At 62.6% G+C, this 21195-nt stretch carries 16 protein-coding genes and 1 pseudogene; 7 read left to right on the top strand and 10 right to left on the bottom strand.

The window, feature by feature from the left end:
• The 3 genes from KBT70_RS04470 to mepA form a co-directional block, all read left to right on the top strand.
• On the top strand, positions 1-379 hold a 379-nt coding region (locus KBT70_RS04470; RefSeq protein ID WP_296629293.1), incomplete at its 5' end, for an acyl-CoA thioesterase.
• A 56-nt stretch (positions 380-435) separates the two neighbouring features.
• Positions 436-1821: an MFS transporter gene (locus KBT70_RS04465; RefSeq protein ID WP_296629290.1), complete on the top strand. Its 1386-nt coding sequence runs from the start codon at positions 436-438 to the stop codon at positions 1819-1821.
• Entirely contained in the window at positions 1800-2723 is a 924-nt protein-coding gene (gene mepA / locus KBT70_RS04460; protein ID WP_296629288.1) for a penicillin-insensitive murein endopeptidase, read from the top strand. Before KBT70_RS04465 ends, mepA begins: the two co-directional genes overlap by 22 nt.
• Positions 2724-3133: 410 nt before the next feature.
• Here mepA and KBT70_RS04455 read toward each other — a convergent pair whose 3' ends face one another.
• From KBT70_RS04455 to KBT70_RS04445, 3 genes and pseudogenes are all read right to left on the bottom strand, one after another.
• Positions 3134-4396, bottom strand: a complete 1263-nt coding sequence (locus tag KBT70_RS04455; RefSeq protein ID WP_296629284.1) for an ATP-binding protein — start codon at positions 4394-4396, stop codon at positions 3134-3136.
• A gap of 102 nt (positions 4397-4498) precedes the next feature.
• Entirely contained in the window at positions 4499-4945 is a 447-nt protein-coding gene (locus KBT70_RS04450; protein ID WP_296629281.1) for a GNAT family N-acetyltransferase, read from the bottom strand.
• Positions 4942-6912: pseudogene (locus tag KBT70_RS04445) on the bottom strand (protein meaA); the annotation flags it as partial. The pseudogene KBT70_RS04445 and the gene KBT70_RS04450, both read right to left, overlap by 4 nt.
• Positions 6913-7233: 321 nt before the next feature.
• Here KBT70_RS04445 and KBT70_RS04440 point away from each other — a divergent pair.
• Positions 7234-8607 (top strand): 1-acyl-sn-glycerol-3-phosphate acyltransferase, encoded by a 1374-nt coding sequence (locus KBT70_RS04440; RefSeq protein ID WP_296629278.1) that lies wholly within the window; start codon positions 7234-7236, stop codon positions 8605-8607.
• A gap of 135 nt (positions 8608-8742) precedes the next feature.
• Positions 8743-10029 carry a crotonyl-CoA carboxylase/reductase gene (gene ccrA, locus KBT70_RS04435; RefSeq protein WP_296629276.1) on the top strand — a complete coding sequence of 429 codons (1287 nt, stop codon included), beginning with the start codon at positions 8743-8745 and terminating at the stop codon, positions 10027-10029.
• A 122-nt stretch (positions 10030-10151) separates the two neighbouring features.
• On the opposite strand, the gene yihA is transcribed toward ccrA, so the two are convergent.
• From yihA to KBT70_RS04400, 7 genes are all read right to left on the bottom strand, one after another.
• Entirely contained in the window at positions 10152-10802 is a 651-nt protein-coding gene (gene yihA, locus KBT70_RS04430; RefSeq protein WP_296629274.1) for a ribosome biogenesis GTP-binding protein YihA/YsxC, read from the bottom strand.
• On the bottom strand, positions 10802-11545 hold the full coding sequence (locus KBT70_RS04425) for an MOSC domain-containing protein (protein WP_296629271.1): 744 nt from the start codon (positions 11543-11545) through the stop codon (positions 10802-10804). The genes yihA and KBT70_RS04425 overlap by 1 nt, the downstream gene beginning before the upstream one ends.
• Positions 11542-13377 carry a membrane protein insertase YidC gene (gene yidC, locus KBT70_RS04420; protein WP_296629268.1) on the bottom strand — a complete coding sequence of 612 codons (1836 nt, stop codon included), beginning with the start codon at positions 13375-13377 and terminating at the stop codon, positions 11542-11544. The genes KBT70_RS04425 and yidC overlap by 4 nt, the downstream gene beginning before the upstream one ends.
• Positions 13378-13490: 113 nt before the next feature.
• Positions 13491-15008: a GGDEF domain-containing phosphodiesterase gene (locus KBT70_RS04415; protein ID WP_296629267.1), complete on the bottom strand. Its 1518-nt coding sequence runs from the start codon at positions 15006-15008 to the stop codon at positions 13491-13493.
• 45 nt (positions 15009-15053) lie between these two features.
• Positions 15054-15923, bottom strand: a complete 870-nt coding sequence (gene ttcA, locus KBT70_RS04410) for a tRNA 2-thiocytidine(32) synthetase TtcA (RefSeq protein WP_296629265.1) — start codon at positions 15921-15923, stop codon at positions 15054-15056.
• Positions 15924-16062: 139 nt separating this feature from the next.
• Positions 16063-17397 carry a hypothetical protein gene (locus KBT70_RS04405; protein ID WP_296629262.1) on the bottom strand — a complete coding sequence of 445 codons (1335 nt, stop codon included), beginning with the start codon at positions 17395-17397 and terminating at the stop codon, positions 16063-16065.
• 247 nt (positions 17398-17644) lie between these two features.
• Positions 17645-18520: a LysR family transcriptional regulator gene (locus KBT70_RS04400; protein WP_296629259.1), complete on the bottom strand. Its 876-nt coding sequence runs from the start codon at positions 18518-18520 to the stop codon at positions 17645-17647.
• Between the two features lie 102 nt (positions 18521-18622).
• On the opposite strand from KBT70_RS04400, the gene KBT70_RS04395 reads away from it, so the two are divergent.
• Positions 18623-20209 carry an NADH-quinone oxidoreductase subunit L gene (locus tag KBT70_RS04395; protein ID WP_296629257.1) on the top strand — a complete coding sequence of 529 codons (1587 nt, stop codon included), beginning with the start codon at positions 18623-18625 and terminating at the stop codon, positions 20207-20209.
• Positions 20206-21195 (top strand): putative inorganic carbon transporter subunit DabA (locus KBT70_RS04390; protein ID WP_296629256.1); only part of this gene is annotated, 990 nt, incomplete at its 3' end. The genes KBT70_RS04395 and KBT70_RS04390, both read left to right, overlap by 4 nt.

Here is a 21195-nt window from a genome sequence, read left to right as displayed (position 1 = left end):
GATACCACTGGCGGGGCGTGTGGGGCTGATTGGGGCGCTCAAGCGCAATCGCTGGGGTTTGGCGATTGCCGGGGCGAGTGTGCGCTATCGCCGCCGGATCACCATGTTCGAGCGGATCGAGATGCGGTCTCGGCTGCTGTCCTGGGATGATAAATTCGTCTATGTCGAGCAATCCATGTGGAAGGCGTCGGGTGAATGCGCCAATCACATCCTGCTGCGTTCCGCCATCACGGGGCGCGACGGGATCATCGCGCCGGATCGCGTGGTGGCTGAAATAGGACAGGACATGAGCGCGCCCGCCTTGCCCGATTGGGCCGCCGCGTGGATCGCAGCGGATGCCACACGCCCCTGGCCGCCCATGCAGGATACTCAGGAATAGCTTGCGCAAACGGCGCAACGGTTGTCATATCCCTTTGAAACCAAAGGGGTTGGGGCATGGCAGGCATATCGCGGCGCAAGCGGATCTGGGGCTGGTATTTCTTTGACTGGGCCAGTCAGCCCTATCACACGCTGCTCGTGACCTTTGTCTTTGGACCCTATTTCGCCGCGGTCGCGTCCGAGTATTTCATGGGCAGCGGCCTGACCGAAGAGGCGGCGGATGCGCAAGCGCAGGCGATGTGGTCTTGGTGCCTGACGGTGACGGGATTGATCATCGGGTTGGGGGCACCGATCATGGGGGCCTTTGCCGATACCACGGGGCGGCGGTTGCCATGGATCATTGTATTTTCAATGATTTACGTAGTTGGTGCCACGGCAATCTGGGGCATGTTGCCGGATGGCTCGAACCTCTGGTGGGGGCTGATCGCCTTTGGGTTCGGATTTATAGGCGCGGAATACGCGCTGATTTTCATCAATTCGCAACTGCCCTCTCTCGGCAAGCCGGAGGAGGTGGGGGACATCTCGGGGTCCGGGTTTGCCTTTGGCTATCTCGGGGGGGTTCTCTCGCTGATGATCGTGCTGGCGCTCTTGGTCGAGCAATCGAGCGGCAAGACATTGATCGGGCTTGATCCGATCCTTGGGCTTGATGCGACGCTGCGCGAGGGGACGCGGGCGGTGGGGCCGTTTACGGCGCTCTGGTTCGTGGTTTTTATGGTGCCCTATTTCCTCTGGGTGCGGGACACGGGGCCAAGGGGGCATGGCGGTGGTGTGGTGATCGCACTTGGAACATTGATGAATACTATCAAGAGTTTGCGCCACAGGCTGAGCCTAAGCTCCTATCTTGGGTCGTCGATGTTCTACCGCGATGCTCTCAACGGGCTCTATGGTTTTGGCGGCACCTACGCGATCCTCGTGTTGAACTGGTCGATCACCTCTGTGGGCATTTTCGGAATCATCGGGGCGATTGCCGGGGCTGTGTTTAGCTGGATTGGCGGCAAGGCGGATCGGCGGTTTGGCCCCAAGCCGGTGATCAAAATGGCCATTTGGGCGCTGATGGGGGTCTGCGTGATCGTGGTGGGCATGGACCGGAGCCAGATTTTCGGGGTGCCGCTGGCGGAGGGGTCCACGCTGCCGGATATCATCTTTTTCGGGTGTGGTGTGCTCATCGGTGGCTTTGGCGGGGTGTTGCAATCGGCCAGCCGGTCGCTGATGGTGCGGCACACTGATCCGGCCTTACCCACTGAAAACTTTGGACTTTATGGCCTGTCGGGGCGGGCGACGGCGTTCATGGCACCGGCGCTCATCGGCCTTGTGACCACGCTGAGCGGGTCGGCGCGCATCGGGGTTTCACCGGTGATTTTGCTTTTTGTGATCGGCCTTGTTCTGCTACGCTGGGTCAAGGCGGAAGGGGACAGGGAAACATGGGTCGGATCGTCGTCATAAGTGCGCTTTTGCTCGGGCTTGCGGGCTGTATGCAATCCAAACCGGAGCCTGAGGCAACGGGCGTTTTGTCCAGCCAAAGCATCCCCGCTGCAATGCAAGGTGTTCAAGCCAAACAACTTTTTGGTGCTGAGGCGCGCGCGTCAGAGCATAGCCCGGCGGCCTATGGCAGCTATGCCAAGGGTTGTCTGGCGGGCGGTGTCGCTCTGCCCGAGAGCGGACCCACATGGCAGGCCATGCGCCTGAGCCGCAATCGCAACTGGGGGCACCCGGAAACCATTGATCTGGTTCAGAAATTGTCGCGCGTCGCGGCGCAGCAGCCGGGGTGGAGCGGCCTTTATGTCGGGGATATCAGCCAGCCGCGCGGCGGTCCGATGCTGACAGGCCATGCCAGTCACCAGATGGGATTGGATGCCGATATATGGCTGAGACCGGCGGACAATCTCAACCTGAGCGTGACGCAGAGGGAAAATATCTCTTCTATTTCAATGCAGAAGGCGAATGGTGCCTATACCAACAGCCAATGGACCCGCGCCCATCACGAGATCGTAAAGGCCGCCGCCAAGGACCCGCGCACAGCTCGGATTTTCATTTTTGCCGGAGCCAAGGCGCAGATGTGCAAGGATGAACAGGGCGGTGATCGGGAGTGGTTGCGCAAGGTGCGGCCGTGGTACGGGCATCACTACCATTTCCATGTCAGGCTGAATTGTCCAAACGGAGCAACGGGTTGCGTGCCGCAAGAGGCGGTGCCGCCGGGGGATGGCTGTGCCGATGCGGATGAGTGGGTGCGCAATATCCTGAACCCGCCGCCGCCTGACCCCAATGCGCCCGCGCCAAAGCCCAAGCGCGAGTTGACCATGGCCGATTTGCCGGGGCAATGCGTGGCGGTGTTGCAGGCTGAATAAATCAGCATGCTGCGGAATTTTTTGCGGGCACCACATGATTTTGTTTTGACAAGCGCAAAATCTGTGGCAACCTGTGGATAAGTTCAACAAGCGAAAGGAGGTGGTCCAGTGTCTATAGAGGGATTGGAGCGAGGTGTCGGAACAGTTCGGGAGGGTATCGCCTAGGGCAGCCCCGAGGTGAAATCGACCTGAATTGGTGCGCCTAACCGGCCCACCTCCGCGACTTCTAGAGGGCCGTTCCCAGTTGGGACGGCCCTTTTGAATTGGGCAGGCTTTGCGTGTAAGTTCTGTAAGGTTTGTAAGGGGATTTTGTAAGGTCGCGCGGCATTTGAGGGGCCTCGTGCCAATCGGTATCGAGAGGGGCCCTGGATCAGGTCCGGGGCGGGCATCTCTGGGGGCATGGCCCTGCCTCAGACCAGCGGCAGGATTAGCGCCACTTGGAGGCCGCGAGAGGGCCGGTTGCGCAGCTCGAGCCGACCGCCTGACTGTTCGGCAAAGCCCTTGACCATCGACAGTCCGAGGCCCGAGCCTTCGCCCACTTGCTTGGTGGTAAAGAAAGGTTCTGTGATGCGGTCGATCATGGCGGGCGGCACGCCGGGGCCGGTATCCTCGATCAGGATCGCCACCTCGTGCGCGCCGGGATCGGCATGGACCGAGAGGCGCAGAACGCCCCCCTCGGGATGCATGGCATCGCGGGCGTTGATGGCGCAATTCAAGAGGGCCGTTTCCAGCAATTGACGGTCCGCGCGCAGGGTAAGATCGGGCAGGGTGCCGGAGAGGACAACGCGCACGGATTCCGGCAGCAGGCGGCGCAGCGAGAGCGCGAAGGCTTCGAGAAAGGGGGCGAGGGCGATATCGCTGCGCATCATCTGGGATTTGCGCGAGAAGGCCAGCAGTTGCCGCACCAGATGGGCGGCGCGGTCGCATCCGGTGCGGGCCTCGTCCAGCATGGTTTCACGCTCTGCCGGATCGGGCAATTCCGAGGCCAGATCGAGATTGCCGCGGATCACGGTCAGGATGTTGTTGAAGTCATGGGCGATGCCGCTGGTCAGTTGACCGACCGCGCGCATCTTTTGCGATTGCACCTCGGCCTCTTGGGCGCTGCGCAGGGTGGCGCGGGTGCGCATCATCGAGAGATACGTCATCATGTAATAGGCATTGATGCCGAACCCGGCAAAAACGATGGCGATCTGATGACTCTGGGTCTCGGTCTTGGTGACAAAGGCCAGAACGATGCCCATGACACAGAGCGTGAGCAAGAGCGTATCCCAGAGCGCCAGAAAGGTCAGATCGGTGTGGCGGCTGAGATTGTAGAGGCCAAGGCCGATCAGCCCGCAAATGCCGATGAATTCATAGGCCCGGCTATCAAGGGTCGTGAGATAGACGGTCATTCCGGCATACCAGGTGGAAATGATCATGCTGGCGAGAAAGAGCGCGCCATAGGCCCCGCGCCCCTTGGGCAGATTGGGCGCGCGCAGGATGAAGATATAGGCCCCGTTGAGCAGGATATAGCCAAAGCCCCAGAGCAGCATGAGGGGTTGCGCCGTGCTGATCCACAGAAGGAGCGCCGCCCCGGCGACGATGGCGTGGCGCGTGAGAATCTCGGTCACGGACGTGGCGTCCGCGTGTCGGAGGATCTCGATCTGGCGGCGGTATTTAGCCGGGTCGGTCATGGCGGGCCTATGGGGATGAAACGGAAGGCACGTCATCCGAGCATAGGCGAGATGCCCCGCACGACGCCACTGAAAGGTTGGGGTGCGGGTGCGCGTCTGCTGTTATCGGTTATACTTGATGAATGGGGTCACAGTGGCGATGCGATCGTAAAGCTGGCGCGCGGTGGTGTTGAACTCTTGCGTCATCCAGTAGACCGCCGGGCGCCCGTCGGCATCGGCGCGGGCATAGACCGCCTCGATCAAGGCGCGGCCCACGCCAAGGCCCCGCGCCTCGGGGGCGGCATAGAGATCCTGAAGGTAGCAGACCTGTTCCACGCGCCAGTTGTGGGCGTGGTAGATGAAATGCACGAGACCCACGGCGCGGCCATCAAGGAGCGCGATCAGCCCGTTCTGGTCGGGATGGTCGGGCGAGAGAAGCCGGGCAAAGGTGGTGTCATAGACCGTTTCCGGCAGGGTGGTTTCGTAGAAATCGAGATAGGCGCGCCAGAGGTCGCCCCAAGCGGGGCGATCGGCGGATTCTATCGGGCGGATGGTGAGGGCCGCGGTCATTCCGCCGCCACGGCCTGCGGATCGACCAAGGTGACGATATCCATCATGATGGTGTTCAGCTCGAAATCCTTGGGGGTATAGACTCGCGCCACGCCCATTTCGCGCAGGCGGCGGGCGTCATCCTCGGGGATGATGCCGCCGACGATCACTGGCACGTCGCCAAGGCCAGCCGCGCGCATGCGGCCCATCAGATCCTCGACCAGCGGCATGTGGCTGCCCGAGAGGATCGAGAGGCCGACGACATGGGCGCGATCCTCGAGCGCGGCATTCACGATCTGTTCGGGGGTGAGGCGGATGCCCTCATAGCCGATGTCCATGCCGCAATCACGGGCGCGGCAGGCGATCTGTTCGGCCCCGTTGGAATGGCCGTCCAGCCCCGGCTTTCCGACAAGGAATTTGAGGCGGCGTCCAAGCCGGTCCGAGACCGCGTTGACGGCATCGCGGATGTGATCCAGACCTTCGGTCCGGTTCGAGGGGCTGGCAGACACACCGGTGGGCCCGCGATATTCGCCAAAGACCGCGCGCATCTGCGCGGCCCATTCGCCGGTGGTGACACCGGCGCGCGCGCAAGCGATGGAGGGCTCCATCACGTTGCGCCCCTCAGAGGCGGCGGCGCGCAGGGCGGCAAGGGTGGATTTGACAGCGGCCTCGTCGCGGGTGGCACGCCAGTCCTTGAGGCGGGCGATCTGTTCGGCCTCGACCGCGGGATCGACGGTCATGATGCCGCCATCCTCGGTTTGCAGCGGCGAGGGTTCGCCCGCCTGCCAGCGGTTGACGCCGACGACGATGGTCTCGTTCCGCTCGATCCGGCCAAGGCGGTCGGCGTTCGACTCGACAAGGCGGGATTTCATATAGGCGATGGCAGACACCGCGCCGCCCATGGAATCGAGATTGGCCAGTTCGTGCCGCGCGCCGTCCTTGAGCGCCGCGACCTTGGCATCGACGGCGGGGTTGCCATCGAAGAGGTCATCGAATTCCAAGAGGTCGGTTTCATAGGCGAGGATCTGTTGCATGCGCATCGACCATTGCTGATCCCACGGGCGCGGCAGGCCCAACGCCTCGTTCCAAGCCGGAAGCTGCACCGCCCGCGCGCGGGCGCGTTTCGACAGGGTCACGGCCAGCATCTCGATCAGGATACGGTAGACGTTATTCTCGGGCTGCTGTTCGGTGAGGCCAAGGGAATTGACCTGCACGCCGTAGCGGAAGCGGCGATATTTGGCGTCTTCGATGCCGTAGCGCTGTTCGAGGATTTCATCCCAGAGATCGACGAAGGCGCGCATCTTGCACATTTCGGTGACAAAGCGGATGCCCGCGTTGACGAAGAAGGAAATCCGCGAGGCGAGCGCCGGGAAATCGGCAGCGGGCACGCGGGGGCGCAATTCGTCGAGCACGGCGATGGCAGTGGCAAGGGCAAAGGCAAGTTCCTGCTCGGGCGTGGCCCCCGCCTCTTGCAGGTGGTAGGAACAGACGTTCATCGGGTTCCATTTGGGAACGTGGGTGTAACAGTATTCGGCCACGTCACCGATCATCTTGAGGCTAGGGGCCGGTGGGCAGATATAGGTGCCCCGGCTGAGATATTCCTTGATGAGATCGTTTTGCACCGTGCCTTGCAGGGCGGTCACATCGGCGCCCTGTTCCTCGGCCACGGCGATATAGAGCGCCAAGAGCCAAGGGGCGGTGGCGTTGATCGTCATCGAGGTGTTCATCTGGTCGAGCGGGATATCCGCGAAGAGCGTGCGCATGTCGCCCAAGTGGCAGATGGGCACGCCGACCTTGCCCACCTCGCCTTTGCTGAGGATATGGTCGCTGTCATAGCCCGTCTGGGTGGGCAGATCGAACGCCACCGACAGGCCGGTTTGCCCCTTGGCGAGATTGGCGCGGTAGAGCGCGTTGGATTTCGCGGCGGTGGAATGGCCCGCATAGGTGCGGATCAACCAAGGCTTGTCTTTCTGCGGCTGCGACATTCGGGGCCTCGTGAATCAGGGTGCGCAATTTTGTTACGTTTCGAGGCAGGGTATAGGCAAGAAGGTTGCGCTGTCAATTCGCTGCGATGCGGCATATGGGCTGGGCGGTATTAGCGGGGATGATACGGGGTGTTTTGCCTGCCGCGTCACCCTCGGATTTGATCCGAGGGTCTCTTGAGGTGGGAGATCCTCGGGTCATGCCCGAGGATGACGGGCGAAGAGGGGAGAGATCCTCGGGTCATGCCCGAGGATGACGGGGGAGGATGGCGGCTTTTGGAGGGCTGGGGCATTTACCAAAGCCCAAAACCCTGATTTGGTGGCGTCATGGGACAGACCGTGGAGATGCCGCTCTGGGCTTTGGTGTTGCTGGTGGGGTTTGCGGCCGTCACCTTTGCCAGTCATTTTCTCTTTCCCTCGGTGCGGTGGTTTCTGCGGCGCAGGTTGGAACGGGCGGTGGCGCGGCTGAATACGCGGTTGCAGCGGCCCATCGAGCCGTTCAAGCTGGCGCGGCGTTATGACATGATCCAGCGGTTGATCTACGATCCCGAGGTGAGCCGCGCGATTGCGGCGCATGCGCAGGCCGAGGGCATCCCCGAAAACGTGGCCTTTGAGCAGGCCAAGCGCTATGCGCGCGAGATTGTCCCGAGTTTTTCCGCCACGGCCTATTTCGGAATTGCGATTCGTCTTGCGAAATGGCTGAGCCGGTCGCTCTACCGTGTGCGGTTGGGGCATTTCGACGAGGCGGCGCTGGCGGCGGTGGACCGTGAGGCGACGGTAGTCTTTGTGATGAACCATCGCAGCAATATGGATTATGTGCTGGTGACATGGCTCGCGGCGGAGCGGTCGGCGCTGAGCTATGCGGTGGGGGAATGGGCGCGGGTCTGGCCGCTGAGCCGGTTGATCAAGGCGATGGGGGCCTATTTCATCCGGCGCAAATCGCGCGGCGATCTCTATCGGCGGGTGCTGGCGCGCTATGTGGGGATGGCCACGGATGGCGGCGTGACGCAGGCGATGTTTCCCGAAGGCGGGCTGAGCCTGAGCGGCGGGTTGCAGCCGCCCAAATTGGGTTTGTTGAAATACCTTGTAGAGGAGCGCCGCCCCGGTGGGCGCGATGTGGTCTTTGTGCCTGTGGCGATCAATTACGACCGGGTGTTCGAGGATCGGCTGTTGGTGGCCGCAGGACAAGCAGGCGGGCGGCGGTTTCCGGCGCGGATTTCCGTGGTGGCGGGCTTTGTGCTCCGACAGGTGTGGTTGCGGCTGCGGCGGCGGTATCATCGGCACGGCTATGCAGCGGTGAGTTTTGGCGCGCCGATGTCGCTGGCGGAGTTCGAGCGCGATTATCCGGCGGCGGGGGTTGAGGGGCTGGCGCAGGCGCTGATGGCGCGGATCGGGGCCGAGGTGCCGGTGCTGCCGGTGCCCTTGGTCGCGCGGGCGCTGATCCGGTCTGAGGGGCCGCTGACGCGCGAGGGATTGGATGCGGCGCTGGCCGAGATGCTGGCAGAGGTGCCGCGCGCGCATGTGCATCTGCCGCGCAAGGATCTGGGCTATGCGGCGCGGTTTGGGATACAGGTGCTGCGCAAGCGCGGGATGATCGAGGAACGGCAGGGCGCCTTTGTGATCACCGAGGCGGAGCGGCCTGTGGTGGCCTATTATGCCACCTCAATTGACCATCTATTTCGCGGGTGCAGCGGGGGATGAGCGGATTTTCTGCATCCGCTCGGTTATAAAATTACAAAAAACTGCCAAATGCTATTGCATTATTGCGAGGCCGTTTGTATTCCGGGTCAAGATAGACGATTCTGCATCGCGGCATTCTGAGACAGGAGGTTGACCATGGCCCTGGATACCAAGACGGGCATTGCGCCCTACGACGCCCCCGAAAAAGACCTCTATGAGGTCGGTGAGATGCCGCCCTTGGGCTATGTGCCCAAGAAGATGTATGCTTGGGCCATTCGCCGCGAGCGGCATGGCGAGCCGGATGTGTCGTTTCAGAAAGAGGTGGTCGATGTCTGGGATATCGACAGCCAGGAGGTTCTGGTTCTGGTGATGGCGGCGGGCGTCAATTACAACGGTGTCTGGGCCGGTCTGGGCCAGCCAATCAGCCCCTTTGACGTGCATGGGCAGGACTATCACATTGCCGGGTCCGATGCCTCGGGGATCGTGTGGAAGGTGGGCGACAAGGTCAAGCGCTGGAAGGTCGGCGATGAGGTGGTGATCCACTGTAATCAGGACGACGGCGACGATGAGGATTGCAACGGCGGCGATCCGATGTTTTCGCCCACGCAGCGCATCTGGGGCTATGAGACCGGCGACGGATCATTCGCGCAGTTCACCCGCGTACAGGCGCAGCAATTGATGCCGCGACCCAAGCATCTGACATGGGAGGAAAGTGCCTGCTATACACTGACGCTGGCCACCGCCTATCGGATGCTGTTCGGCCATGCGCCGCATGATCTCAAACCCGGTCAGAATGTGCTGGTGTGGGGCGCGTCGGGCGGTCTGGGCTCTTATGCGATCCAGTTGGCGAATACGGCGGGGGCTAACGCGATTGGCGTCATTTCGGATGAGAGCAAGCGGCAATTCGTGCTGGATCAGGGCGCGAAGGGCGTCATCAACCGCAAGGATTTCAATTGCTGGGGGCAGCTTCCCAAGGTGAATTCGCAAGAATACAACGACTGGCTGAAAGAGGCGCGCAAGTTCGGCAAGGCGATCTGGGAGATCACCGGCAAGGGTGTGAGCGTTGATATGGTGTTCGAGCATCCGGGCGAGGCGACATTCCCGGTTTCGTCGCTGGTGTGCAAGAAGGGCGGCATGGTGGTGATCTGTGCCGGGACATCCGGGTTCAACTGCACCTTTGACGTGCGCTATATGTGGATGCATCAGAAGCGGTTGCAGGGAAGCCATTTCGCGCATCTCAAACAGGCGGCGGCGGCCAACAAGCTGATGGTCGAGCGGCGGCTTGATCCCTGCATGTCCGAGGTTTTCCCGTGGGACGAGATTCCGCAAGCGCATGTCAAGATGCTGCGCAACGAGCACAAGCCGGGCAATATGGCGGTGCTGGTGCAAGCGCCGCGCACCGGGCTGCGCACGGTGGAGGATGTGCTGGACGCTGGCCGGTAAGGCGCGTCTGGTAATGGGAGGAGCGGCTCGCGGATCAGGAGGGGTTCGCGGGCCGGTCTGTTTTGGAGGGGTTGGAGGGCGGTGGGAGAGGCCCCGGGGCGCGATGCCCTCGTGTGCGCGCCCTATTCCAGCGTGGCGATGGTGGCGCGCAGGGTGGCCAAACCTTCTGATTTCTCGCTGGAGGTGAGGATCAGTTCGGGAAAGGCCGCCGGATGGGGCGCAAGTTTGGCGCGCACTTGGTCCAGCACACGCTCGCGGTCGGCGGCGTTGATCTTGTCCGTTTTGGTCAGCACGCATTGAAAGGTCACGGCAGAGGCGTCGAGGAGGCTCATGATCTCTTCGTCCACCGTCTTGATCCCGTGGCGGGCATCGACGAGCACAAAGGCGCGGCGCAGGGTCTGGCGGCCCGACAGGTATTGCTTCAAGAGCGCCTGCCATTTCTGGACCACGGCGAGGGGTGCGTTGGCATAGCCATAGCCGGGAAGGTCCACGAGATAGTGGCTCTCGCCCAGTGCGAAAAAGTTGATTTCCTGCGTGCGGCCGGGCGTGTTGGAGGCGCGCGCCAGCGCCTTGCGCCCGGTGAGGGCATTGATCAGGCTGGATTTCCCGACGTTGGAGCGCCCGGCAAAGCACACCTCGAGCCGGTCGGCGGGGGGCAGGCCCGACATGGCGACGACGCCTTTGACGAAGTCCACAGGCCCGGCAAAGAGCTTGCGCCCCAGTTCGGAGGTTTCGTGATCGGGGTCTTCGGCGATGGGAAAGCGCAGTTGCATCACAGCACCTCGAGTTGGTCGCCAAGGGCGATGGTGCCGCCGGTGATCACCTCGGCGTAGATGCCGAAATCCTGATGATCCCAGTTCTTGTTGAGCGCCGCCAGCGTGTCGAGGTCGCGCAGGCCCGTGGCCGGATTGGCGGTGGTGGCAAGGCAGCGGCGGATCGGTTCGCGCACGATCATCTCGGCGGTGCCAAGGCGCAGCGTTTTGCCGATAAGGTCAAACTCTGCCCAAGGGGCCAGCCCGTCGAGGTGGATATTGCAGCGCCAGCGCAGGGGCGAGACATCGGCCCCCATCTTGTCCGCAAGATCCGCGTTTGAGGCGAGGTTGAGCAGGCTCACCGAAGGGTAATCGGTATCGGTAAAGCCGCGCCCGTCGAGGCGGTAGAGGCGGATCGGCTGCGTGCCCTCGGGCGGCATCAGCGGGCGCACCCAATCGAGAAACGCCTGTCCGTCGTGATCGGGGCGAAAGGTCAGATCGGGGCGGTCGGGGTGGGTGAGGGTGACGCTCTCGGACGCCGCATCGAATTGGGCGTTGATCGCCATGATCGCGCCGGTCTTGGAGCCGCGCGAGAAGTTGACGCAGGGGCCCCATTCGCCGTCCGTCAGCCGCGCGATTTCGAGGGCGACGGCCCAGAGGCGGTCGCCGGGCATGGCCTGCCCGGCGGTGAGCGTGACGGAGGTCAGCGCTTCGCGCCCGTGGCTCTTGATGGGATGCCGCCAGAGGGCGCGAATTTGGGTCATTTTTTCTTGGTCGTTGGTTTTGGCGCGGGTTCCGGCGCGGGCTTTTTGCGCTTGAAGCTGGAAAGGATGTTGCCGAACACGTCCGGTTTATGGCCATGGGTGCGCATGATCACGTATTGCTGGGTGAAGGTGATCATGTTGTTGGCGATCCAGTAGAGCACGAGACCCGAGGCAAAGCTGCCCAGCATGAACATGAAGACCCAAGGCATCCAGGCAAAGATCATCTTTTGCGTGGGATCGGTGGGCGACGGGTTCAGCTTTTGTTGCAGCCACATCGAGATGCCGAGGCAGAGCGGCAGGATGCCGATGAAGATCAGCGCGAGGATCGAACCCGGCTCGGGGGGCGCCCAGGGCAGGATGCCCCAGAGATTGAAGAGCGACGAGGTGTCGGGGGCCGAAAGGTCCTTGATCCAGCCCACCCAAGGCGCGTGGCGCAGTTCGAGCGTGACGAAGATCACCTTGTAGAGCGAGAAGAAGATCGGGATTTGCAGGAGGATGGGCAGACAGCCCGCTGCCGGATTGACCTTTTCCCGCTTGTAGAGCTCCATCATCTCTTTCTGGAGCTTCTGGCGGTCGTCGCCGGCGGTCTCCTTGATCTTCTCCATCTGCGGCTGGAGTTCCTTCATCTTGGCCATGGAGACGTAGGATTTATAGGCCAAGGGCAGCACGAGCGCCTTGATCAGCAGGGTGAGGGCGATGATGGCCCAGCCCATGTTGCCGATCAGGGCGTTGAACCAGTGCAGCGCTGCAAAGATCGGTTTGGTCAGGAAGAAAAACCAGCCCCAGTCGATGGAATCGAGGAAACGGTCAACGCCTTGTTCGTTCTGGTAATGCCGGATCGTCGCCCATTCCTTGGCCCCGGCAAAGAGGCGGGTTTCGGCGGTGGCGGTCTGGCCCGGTTCGACCGTTCGGGTCGGCTGCACGGTTTCGGTCTGGTAGATGCCGCGCTGCGGATCGAATTTGGCAACCGCCTTGAACGGGCTGCCCGCTGCGGGGATGAGGGTGGTCATCCAGTAGTGATCGGTAAAGCCGATCCAGCCATTCTCGGTCACTTGGGTGACTTCGGCGGGGGCACCTTCGCGCCCGTTGAACGGATATTCCTCGACATCGTCATAGTCGATTTCCGACAGGGTGCCATCCGCCATCATGATCAGCCCCTCGTGGAGGATGAAGAAGTTCTTGAGGTCGGCGGGGCGTCCGTGACGGGCGAGGATGCCGTAGGGCGCGAGGCTTACGGCGGTGGCGGTGGTGTTTTCGACCGACTGGCGGACGGAGAACATGAAATCCTCGTCCACGCTGAGTTCGCGGCGGAAGATGAGACCCGCGCCATTGTCCCACGAGAGGGTGACGGGCGTGGTGGTGGTCAGCTTGTCGCCGCTCTCGATCTGCCAGAGCGTATTCGCGCCGGGCACCTGATCGGGGGTCAGGCCCGCACCGGGGGCCCAGCCATAGAGCGCGTAATAGGGCGTTTCATTGCCCACCGGGGCCAGCAGGCGCACGATCTCTGACGCGGGGTCGATCGTCTCGCGGTAGTTCTTGAGGAAGATGTCGTCGATCCGTCCGCCCTGCAGCGAAATCGTGCCTTGCAGGCTGGGCGTGTCGATGGTGAGGCGCGGGGCGTCCGGCTCTGCCGCGGGGGCCGCGGTTGTGGCGGTGGTCGCGTCGGCGGTGCCTTGGGCGGTGGGGGTGGGCAGGCTCTCGGTCGCGGTGGGCACGGCGGCGTTGGGATCGACCGGGGCCGGTTCGGGTGGCGGGAACATCACGAACCACACCAGAATCACGACGAAACTGAGTGCTGTTGCCAAGATGAGGTTCTTGTTCTGATCATCCATCGCCGATGGCCATCCCTGTGTTGCGTGTCAGGGGCGGTTCAACAGAGTGCGGCGGCAAAGGTCAAGCGGATTCCGGGAATTTTCGCCCCCGGCGCGGGGATTCATCGCAGGGTTCAGCCCTTGGCGCGGGCGATCCGGGGCACGGGGCCAAGTTTGGCGCGATGCGCCGCGATCCAGTCCGGCGTCGCCGCGAGCGGCATGGGGCGGGCGATCCCGAAGCCCTGCACATGGGCGCAGCCCAGTTGCGCCAGCATGGCATGTTCGCCCGCTGTCTCGACCCCTTCGGCGAGGGTGGCAAGGCCAAGACGGTCCGCCATCGACAGGATCGCGCCCACCATGCGCTGTTGGTCCGGGTCGCGGTCAATCGCCGTGACATAGGAGCGGTCGATCTTGAGACGCTGGACGGCAAAGCGGCGGATGGTGGCAATCGAGGCGTGGCCGGTGCCGTAATCATCCAGGTCGATCGGGCAGCCCATGCGCGCCAGTGCCGCGATATTGCGGGTTATGACGTCATCGGCAGAGGTGGCGACCACGGTTTCAAGCACCTCGATCACCAGCCGGTGGGCGGGCAGGTCGCAGCGATCCAGTTCCCACGCGAATTTCTCGGGCAGGGTGGGATTGCGCAATTCTTCGGGCGAGAGGTTGAGGCCGACCCGAGGAATGTCGAGGCTGAGGTGATCCCAGGTTTGCAGGGCGCGCAGCGCATTGGCGAGCATGGCATCGCCCAACACCTCCATCCGGCCCGAGGCGGCGAGGAGCGGCAGGAATTCCGCCGGGGCGATCAGGCCTGCGGTGGGATGTTGCCAGCGCGCGAGCGCCTCGAACCCGCTGATCTGGCCGGTGTCGGTGCAAATCTGCGGCTGGAACCACGTGATGAGCCGCCCCTCTGCGAGCGCCTCGGACACTTCGTCTGCGAGGGCGCGCGGCAGCGGCATGGGGGCCGCCATGCCCCGGCCATAGGCGCGGATGGCCGAGGGACCGTTGCGGCGGGCCTCGTGCAGGGCGGCGAGGCTCGCGTCATAGAGGGCGGTGGCGGTGCGCGCGGGGGCCTGTGCATCAAGGCAGAGGCCTATGGAGGATGAGATATGGTGTGTGGCGGCATCGAGCGGGATCGGTTCGGCCAAGGCCGTGCGCAGCCGCTCGGCAAGGGCCAGAAGCGGGCCGAGCGTGAGGCCGGGCATCGAGGCCAGAAGCACCCCGAGGCGGCCTGCGCCAAGATCGAAAAGCTGATCCGCAGGGCGCAGCGTGCGCGCCAGACGCTCAAGGCTCTGGAGGATCACGCGGTCAGCGGCAGCAAGGCCGTGGCGATCCGTCAGCGTGTCGAAATCGTCGATCTGGAGGAGAAGGCAGGCGGTGCGCGCGCCCCCTTGTCGCGCAGTGCTGAGGCCATGCGCGATGGCGCGGTGCATCGCCGCGCCGCGCGCCGCCTCATCCGTGAGTGGCCGAGGGTGGCGGCGTTCCCAGAGGGCAAGCGCCAGCAGGGCCGCTGGCAACGCCAAGAGCAGCGCCGCGAGGCCAAACCAATGGGTTGCCAGCCCCGCCGCCGCGATCAGCACCAGCGATTGCGGCCAATGCCGCGCCCGCAGCCGCGCCGCGATCCCTGCACCATGCTCTTGTCCTGTTCTGACCATCGCCCCCAGCCCTGCAATCTGGCGTTGAGCCTAGCGCGGCAGGGGTTAACGGAGTTTGGGCAATCCTTCGGGATTTGCGTCGGATTTTATCGATTCGGTGGTCAGGCCCATGAAATCGAAGAGTTTGGGATCAAGAAGATGTGAGGGCCGCGCGTTCATCAGGGCGCGGAACATGACCTGACGACGACCGGGGCTGCGTGATTCCCAGCCGTCGAGGATCTGTTTGACCTGCTGGCGTTGCAGACCGTCCTGTGATCCGCAGAGATCGCAAGGGATGATCGGATAGTTCATGGCGCGGGCAAACCGCTCGCAATCCTCTTCGGCGACATGGGCGAGGGGGCGGTAGAGGAAGAGATCCCCCTCTTCGTTCACCAGCTTGGGCGGCATGGTGGCGAGGCGCCCGCCGTGAAAGAGGTTCATGAAAAAGGTTTCGAGAATGTCGTCGCGGTGATGGCCGAGCACGACCGCAGTGCAGCCCTCTTCGCGGGCGATGCGGTAGAGATTGCCCCGACGCAGGCGCGAGCAGAGCGCGCAATAGGTGCGCCCCTGCGGCACCTTGTCCATGACGATGGAATAGGTGTCCTGGTATTCGATCCGGTGGGGCACGCCCATGCGTTGCAGAAACTCGGGCAGGACGGTGGCCGGGAAACCGGGCTGGCCCTGATCGAGGTTGCAGGCGAGCAGCTCCACCGGCAGGAGGCCGCGCCATTTGAGTTCGTAGAGCACGGCCAGCAGGGTATAGCTGTCCTTGCCACCCGAGAGACACACGAGCCATTTGCCGCCGGGGGCGATCATGCCGTACTGCTCGATCGCCTCGCGGGTGTGTCGGACAATCCGTTTGCGCAGCTTCTTGAATTCGGTGCTGCTGGGCGCCCCGTGAAACAGCGGATGGATATCGTCGGACTCGTCAAGCATGGGCTGGCTTTAGGGGTTTTACGGGGGGCGGGCAAGGGTTTGGGGTGGGGGCAGGAGAACAAATTGGGCGCTGAATGTCATATTCCGGGGGAATGTAAGGTTTTGTTATGTGATAGAAAAATTACATCTCTAGGTATGCTTATTTAAAAGTCATCGCTGCCGGGTCTTTTGCAAATTTCAATACAATGTGGTCATCATCTTCATCAATCCCGCCGGGCTCAAACATCGCGTCTTTTATTGTATAGCCTTGCTGAAGGAAGCCCGCGATGATTGGCTCATCCTCACTTGAGCCAATTGAATGACGGAACTGGGATTCATTTATCCTGTTAGCGAGAAAATCTTGGAAAGCTCTTGATGACATTCTGTAGGTAATTTCATCGTTAAACATTGTATAATTCGCTCCTAAGTACCAACCGCGTGCATCATGCTGCATGGCCTTCTGGCGCACAAGTGAACGCGCGTTGCATCCATTGAACCTCGGTGGCGGGAGTTGCTCGGTAATGCCATCAACCGCAGCAGTCAGCGAAGCTGGGTTGCGGTCTTCCGAAGAAAAGATTCGGGCGCTCCAATAACGCTTAGGTCGGAATTGCCCGAATGAACCAAAGCTTTGTTCTACTACCGGAACAAGCACAACAACTGCATCTAATTTACCTTTCTTATCATCGATAAATTTCTGAATTATGTGATGTGGTCTGGAGTATCCTTCCAAGTAATTATGCTGACGGCCTCCCAATTCTGCTAAGAAACGCGACCCTGCTTCCACCAAAAAAATGATGCGACTGACACCTACAGGCGCAAGAGCGAGCTGCTTTGCTTTGTCGGAGAGTCGCCGGTACAGAGGATTTCTTGTATTCGAATATGTCCGCGGTGGTCTCGATGTGTGATAGTTGTGATACCTGAGTTGCTTAGAGTCTCGTTTCTCTAACTCCACAATCAGTCCACTATCTTCAATCCTCATCCGCGCCTTTGGTATGGGACTTGATCTTATCCAATCTCGAATTTTCCTGACTGTCGCCTCCGACGGAACATAATCCTTCGGCGCAGCAATGCTGCGCACACTGCGACCGCGATCATAATGGCGTGTCTCCGCAAAATGAAAGTAGAGATATTGACCCGCACCGCGTAGTTCTTCATCCGCAATTTTTACTATTTTATTGGAGCAGTGATCCATCTGAGACTCGCCCGAGATTGCAGCATCTGCAAATGCAGTAACTTCGATCGCAGTTGGTTGGCCCGGTAGAAAACCCTCAACATACCCATCGGGGCTTCTACCCTCGCGCCACCAAAAAGGGTCTACATCTAAGTCTATCTTCCTGAGGCACCAAAAAATGGCCAGCTCTGCTTCAGCGCCTAAGCACTGCTCGGAGTCTTTACTATTCAGTCTTTGAGTGATGTCCTTACGCTTCTCTTCAGTCAAATGCGCATTTAATTCGCAAATCATCGACTGTATTCTGCGGCGAGAGAAGAACGTCACGATTAGCTCATTTTGATCTGTAAATGAAAACACAATGACTGCGCACGCTGTCAGACATTTCTATAACTCTAAACATAACCTCCCCTCAACACCCCCACCCCATCAACCAAAGCCGCACTAATCGCTTTCGCGCTCTAGCTGTCCCAATGGGCGCTGCCTTACAGGCGGGCGATCTCGTGGCTCTCATGCTCGAGCATCACCGTGATGGACAGGCCGGAGACGCCCATGCGACGGCCCCGCCCCGCCCTCAAAGCACCCGGTCGAAGAGCTGTGCGAGGAGGGGGTTGGGGAATTTGCGTTTGGCGGTGACGGCGTGGAAATGCTCGCTGAGGCCCACGCTATAGGCGGCCTCTTGCAGGAGGCCGGATTCCAGTTCGTTCTTGACCACGATGGGCGGTAGCACCGCAAGGCCGATATCCTCACGCGCCAAGAGGCGCATCATCGCCATGTCATCCACCTCGGCGGCCAGCACCGGGCGGACCGAGAGGCGGGCGCAGAGCGCGTCAAAGCCCGCGCGCACCGGAGACTCGAGCGTGGGCACGATGATCGGATTGGCGCTGAGCAGCGCGGCAAGGCTATCGGCCGCGTCAATCCGGGCGGGGGTGCCGATCACGCTGACGGGTTGCTGGGCCACGGGATGCACGATGAAACTGGTCAGCGCATCGGCGCTGGGCGCCAGATTGGTGAGCACGACATCAAGGCTGAGCGCCTCTAGCCCCTGGAGCAATTCGATAGAGGTGCCGGAGCGCAGGACAAGTTCGATCTGGGGCTGGCCCAAGAGCGGGCGCAGGAATTCGATCTGGAAGTTGCGCGAGAGCGTGGCGAGCGCCCCAACGCGCAGCACCTGTTGCGCATGGCCGGTCTGGCGCAGCGTGGCAATGAGTTCCTGACCCGCGCCAAAGATGGTTTCGGCATAGTCGAGCGTGATGCGCCCCGCCTCGGTCAGGTGCAATTGGCGATTGCGACGCTCGAACACGGGCTGGCCCAGACGATCCTCAAGCTTGCGGATCTGCACCGAGAGGGCGGATTGCGAAAGGTTGAGCCGTGCGGCCGTGCGGGTGAGATTGCCGTCGCGGGCGACCTCCCAGAAATAGCGCAGGTGGTTGTAGTTCATCTCGGACATATCGTTCTGTTTAAACGAATGAATTGTTTGGAACAATGAATTTTTAATATGGTCCGGCCTTGGCTATCACCGGGCAACCCAAGTTTTGCCCCCGGAGGTTTCATGCTGATCCATCTCTTGCCCCTATTGGCGCCTGTCGTTCTGATTGCGGCGGCGGTCGTGATCCATTCTCAAGGCAACCTCGCCCCGCGCCGTGCTGCGGGAGGGGGTGAGGCGGCGGCGCTGATGGCGCTCTGCGTTGCACTGGCGATGCCGGTGATCCTGATCGGCGCAGGGGCGGGCGATGGGGCTCTGCCGGGTGTTCTGGGCCATGTCATCGCGGTGCGGGTGGATGTGGTCAGCGCAGTGATGCTGATGCTGGTGGCCTTTATCGGCTGGGTCGTGGCGCGCTATGCGCGGACCTATCTGGAGGGTGAACCGGGGCAGCGGCGGTTTGCCTTCTGGCTTTTGGCGACGCTGGCCGCGGTGCAGGTCCTCGTGCTGTCGGGCACGGTGGTGCAGTTCGTGGGGGCCTGGATCGCCACAAGCCTGTGTCTGCACCGCCTGCTGCTGTTTTACCCCGAGCGGATCGGGGCGCAGCGCGCGGCCTACAAGAAATTCGTGACCGCGCGGTTGGGCGATGCGGCATTGATCGGGGCGGCGGTGCTGTTGGTCGGCGCCTATGGCACGACGCAGATCGCGGGTATCCTGAGTGCCGCGCGTCTGGGTGAGGGCGGCGGAATGGCGGCGGCGGCGGCGGGGCTCTTGGCGCTGGCGGCGCTGCTGAAATCAGCGCAATTCCCGAGTCATGGCTGGCTGACCGAGGTGATGGAAGCGCCGACGCCGGTTTCGGCGCTGTTGCATGCGGGGGTGGTGAATGGCGGCGGGTTTCTCTTGATCCGCTTTGCCGATGTCATGCTCTTGTCGCCGCTGGTTCTGGCGGTGCTGGTGGGGATCGGCGGGTTTACCGCGCTCTTTGGCGGGGTGGTGATGCTGACGCAACCGACGGTCAAGGTCTCGCTGGCGTGGTCGACGGTGTCGCAGATGGGGTTCATGATCCTGCAATGCGGTCTGGCGCTCTTTCCGCTCGCCTTGCTGCATATCGTGGCGCATTCGCTCTACAAGGCGCATGCGTTCCTGTCGGCGGGTGGCGCGGTCGAGCGGGTGGCGGCGCAGCGGCGGCCGGGGCCGGTGGCGGTGCCGGGCCTGCGGTCTGTGGCGCGCGCCTTTGGTCTGGCGATCACGATTTATGGGCTGGTTTACCTCGCCTCGGGCGCGCTCATCGGGTTTGGCGCGAAATCACCGCAAGCGGTGGCGCTGGGCGCAATTCTGATCTTTGGGGTGGCCTATCTCTTGGCGCAGGGCCTTGCGGATGCCGCGCCGCGCGCGCTCACACGGCGCACGGCGCAGATGTCGGTGCTGGCGACGCTGGCCTATCTGGCGCTGCAACGGGGATCGGAATGGCTGACCTCGGGCGTGTTGCCGCCGGCGCCTGCGGCGGGGCCGCTCGAATGGGCGCTGATCCTCTTGGCGCTGGTCAGTTTCGGCGCGGTGGCAGTGGCGCAATCGACCCTGCCGCTCTGGGCGCATCATCCGGCGGCACAGGGGCTGCGGGTGCATATCACCAATGGATTTTACATCAACGCCGTCGAGGACCGTCTGTTGCGGGTCTGGTCGCGGCCACGGGCACGCAAGGGAGCGGCATCATGAAGATCGAGACCCATGCCGGGTTTACCGGCCCCCATCTGGAACTGATTGCCCTGTCGGAGAAGGTGAGCCGCGTTATTCCGCCGCTCTGGCCGCTGGAGGCGACCGTTGCGGTCAATCCCTTCCTCGGCCAGACGGGGCAGAGTCTGGCGCAGGTATCGGCGCTGTTGGGGCGGATTGGCGGGATGCGGGTGACAATGCCGAATGCGTGGTATCGCGCGCGGATCGCGGATGGGCGGATCACCGACGCCGACCTTAAGGCGGCGCTGGCAGAGGCCCCGGTGGGCGCGCCTGCGACGGTGGCTGCGTTGAAAGCTGCGGCAGAGGCAGAGGAGGCCGCGCCCGAGGCCTTGCCCACACTCGCGCATCTGGCGCAGGAGGTGTCGGGCGTGGATTGGCCGGGCCTGATCGAGGCGCGCATCGGGGCCTGGGCGGCGGGCTATTTCGACGCCGGTCAAGCGCTCTGGCAGGTGACGGCGGGGCGCGGAGCCTATGAAAGCTGGCAGATCTTTGCCAGCCGGGATCTGACGCCGGAAATCTCGGGTCTGGCCGGGTTCGCGACGCATGTGGCGACACAGCCGGGACGGGCAAGGGTGGCGCTGTCGCTGGCCTGCGATGCCCTGGGGCTGAAGGCGGCGGCGGCGGAAAGCTATTTTCACCAGCTTTTGCTGGGGCTTGGGGGATGGGCGCAACTGGCGCGGCAGCGGCTGTGGCAGGCCGAGATGGAAGGGCGGGCAGAGCCGATCACCACCGATCTCTTGACGATCCGGTTGATCTGGGACGCGGCCCTGCTGGCGCAATATGGCGACCGGATCGCGGCGCGCTGGGCCGAGACCCGCGCCAGCCATGCCACCCCGCCGCGCGCCACGGCGGCGCAGATGGCCGCCTGCGTGCTGCAAGACGCGGCAGAGCGCGCGGCGCAGCGCGATCTGGCCGAGGTTTTGGCGGCGGAGATGCCGGAGCGGGCCGAGGCACGGCCGCAGCTTCAG

Origin of the sequence: Roseovarius sp., assembly GCF_018066915.1 — a bacterium.
In the GTDB taxonomy this organism is placed as follows: Bacteria; Pseudomonadota; Alphaproteobacteria; order Rhodobacterales; family Rhodobacteraceae; genus Roseovarius.
The sequence above is the reverse complement of the archived record's forward strand: the minus strand, read 5'-3'. Positions and strand labels throughout refer to the sequence as shown.

Coding starts and splice junctions, on each gene's coding strand:
- KBT70_RS04465 (WP_296629290.1), top strand. CDS start 436: ATGGCAGGCATATCGCGGCGCAAGCGGATCTGGGGCTGGTATTTCTTT.
- mepA (WP_296629288.1), top strand. CDS start 1,800: ATGGGTCGGATCGTCGTCATAAGTGCGCTTTTGCTCGGGCTTGCGGGC.
- KBT70_RS04455 (WP_296629284.1), bottom strand. CDS start 4,396: ATGACCGACCCGGCTAAATACCGCCGCCAGATCGAGATCCTCCGACAC.
- KBT70_RS04450 (WP_296629281.1), bottom strand. CDS start 4,945: ATGACCGCGGCCCTCACCATCCGCCCGATAGAATCCGCCGATCGCCCC.
- KBT70_RS04440 (WP_296629278.1), top strand. CDS start 7,234: ATGGGACAGACCGTGGAGATGCCGCTCTGGGCTTTGGTGTTGCTGGTG.
- ccrA (WP_296629276.1), top strand. CDS start 8,743: ATGGCCCTGGATACCAAGACGGGCATTGCGCCCTACGACGCCCCCGAA.
- yihA (WP_296629274.1), bottom strand. CDS start 10,802: ATGCAACTGCGCTTTCCCATCGCCGAAGACCCCGATCACGAAACCTCC.
- KBT70_RS04425 (WP_296629271.1), bottom strand. CDS start 11,545: ATGACCCAAATTCGCGCCCTCTGGCGGCATCCCATCAAGAGCCACGGG.
- yidC (WP_296629268.1), bottom strand. CDS start 13,377: ATGGATGATCAGAACAAGAACCTCATCTTGGCAACAGCACTCAGTTTC.
- KBT70_RS04415 (WP_296629267.1), bottom strand. CDS start 15,008: ATGGTCAGAACAGGACAAGAGCATGGTGCAGGGATCGCGGCGCGGCTG.
- ttcA (WP_296629265.1), bottom strand. CDS start 15,923: ATGCTTGACGAGTCCGACGATATCCATCCGCTGTTTCACGGGGCGCCC.
- KBT70_RS04400 (WP_296629259.1), bottom strand. CDS start 18,520: ATGTCCGAGATGAACTACAACCACCTGCGCTATTTCTGGGAGGTCGCC.
- KBT70_RS04395 (WP_296629257.1), top strand. CDS start 18,623: ATGCTGATCCATCTCTTGCCCCTATTGGCGCCTGTCGTTCTGATTGCG.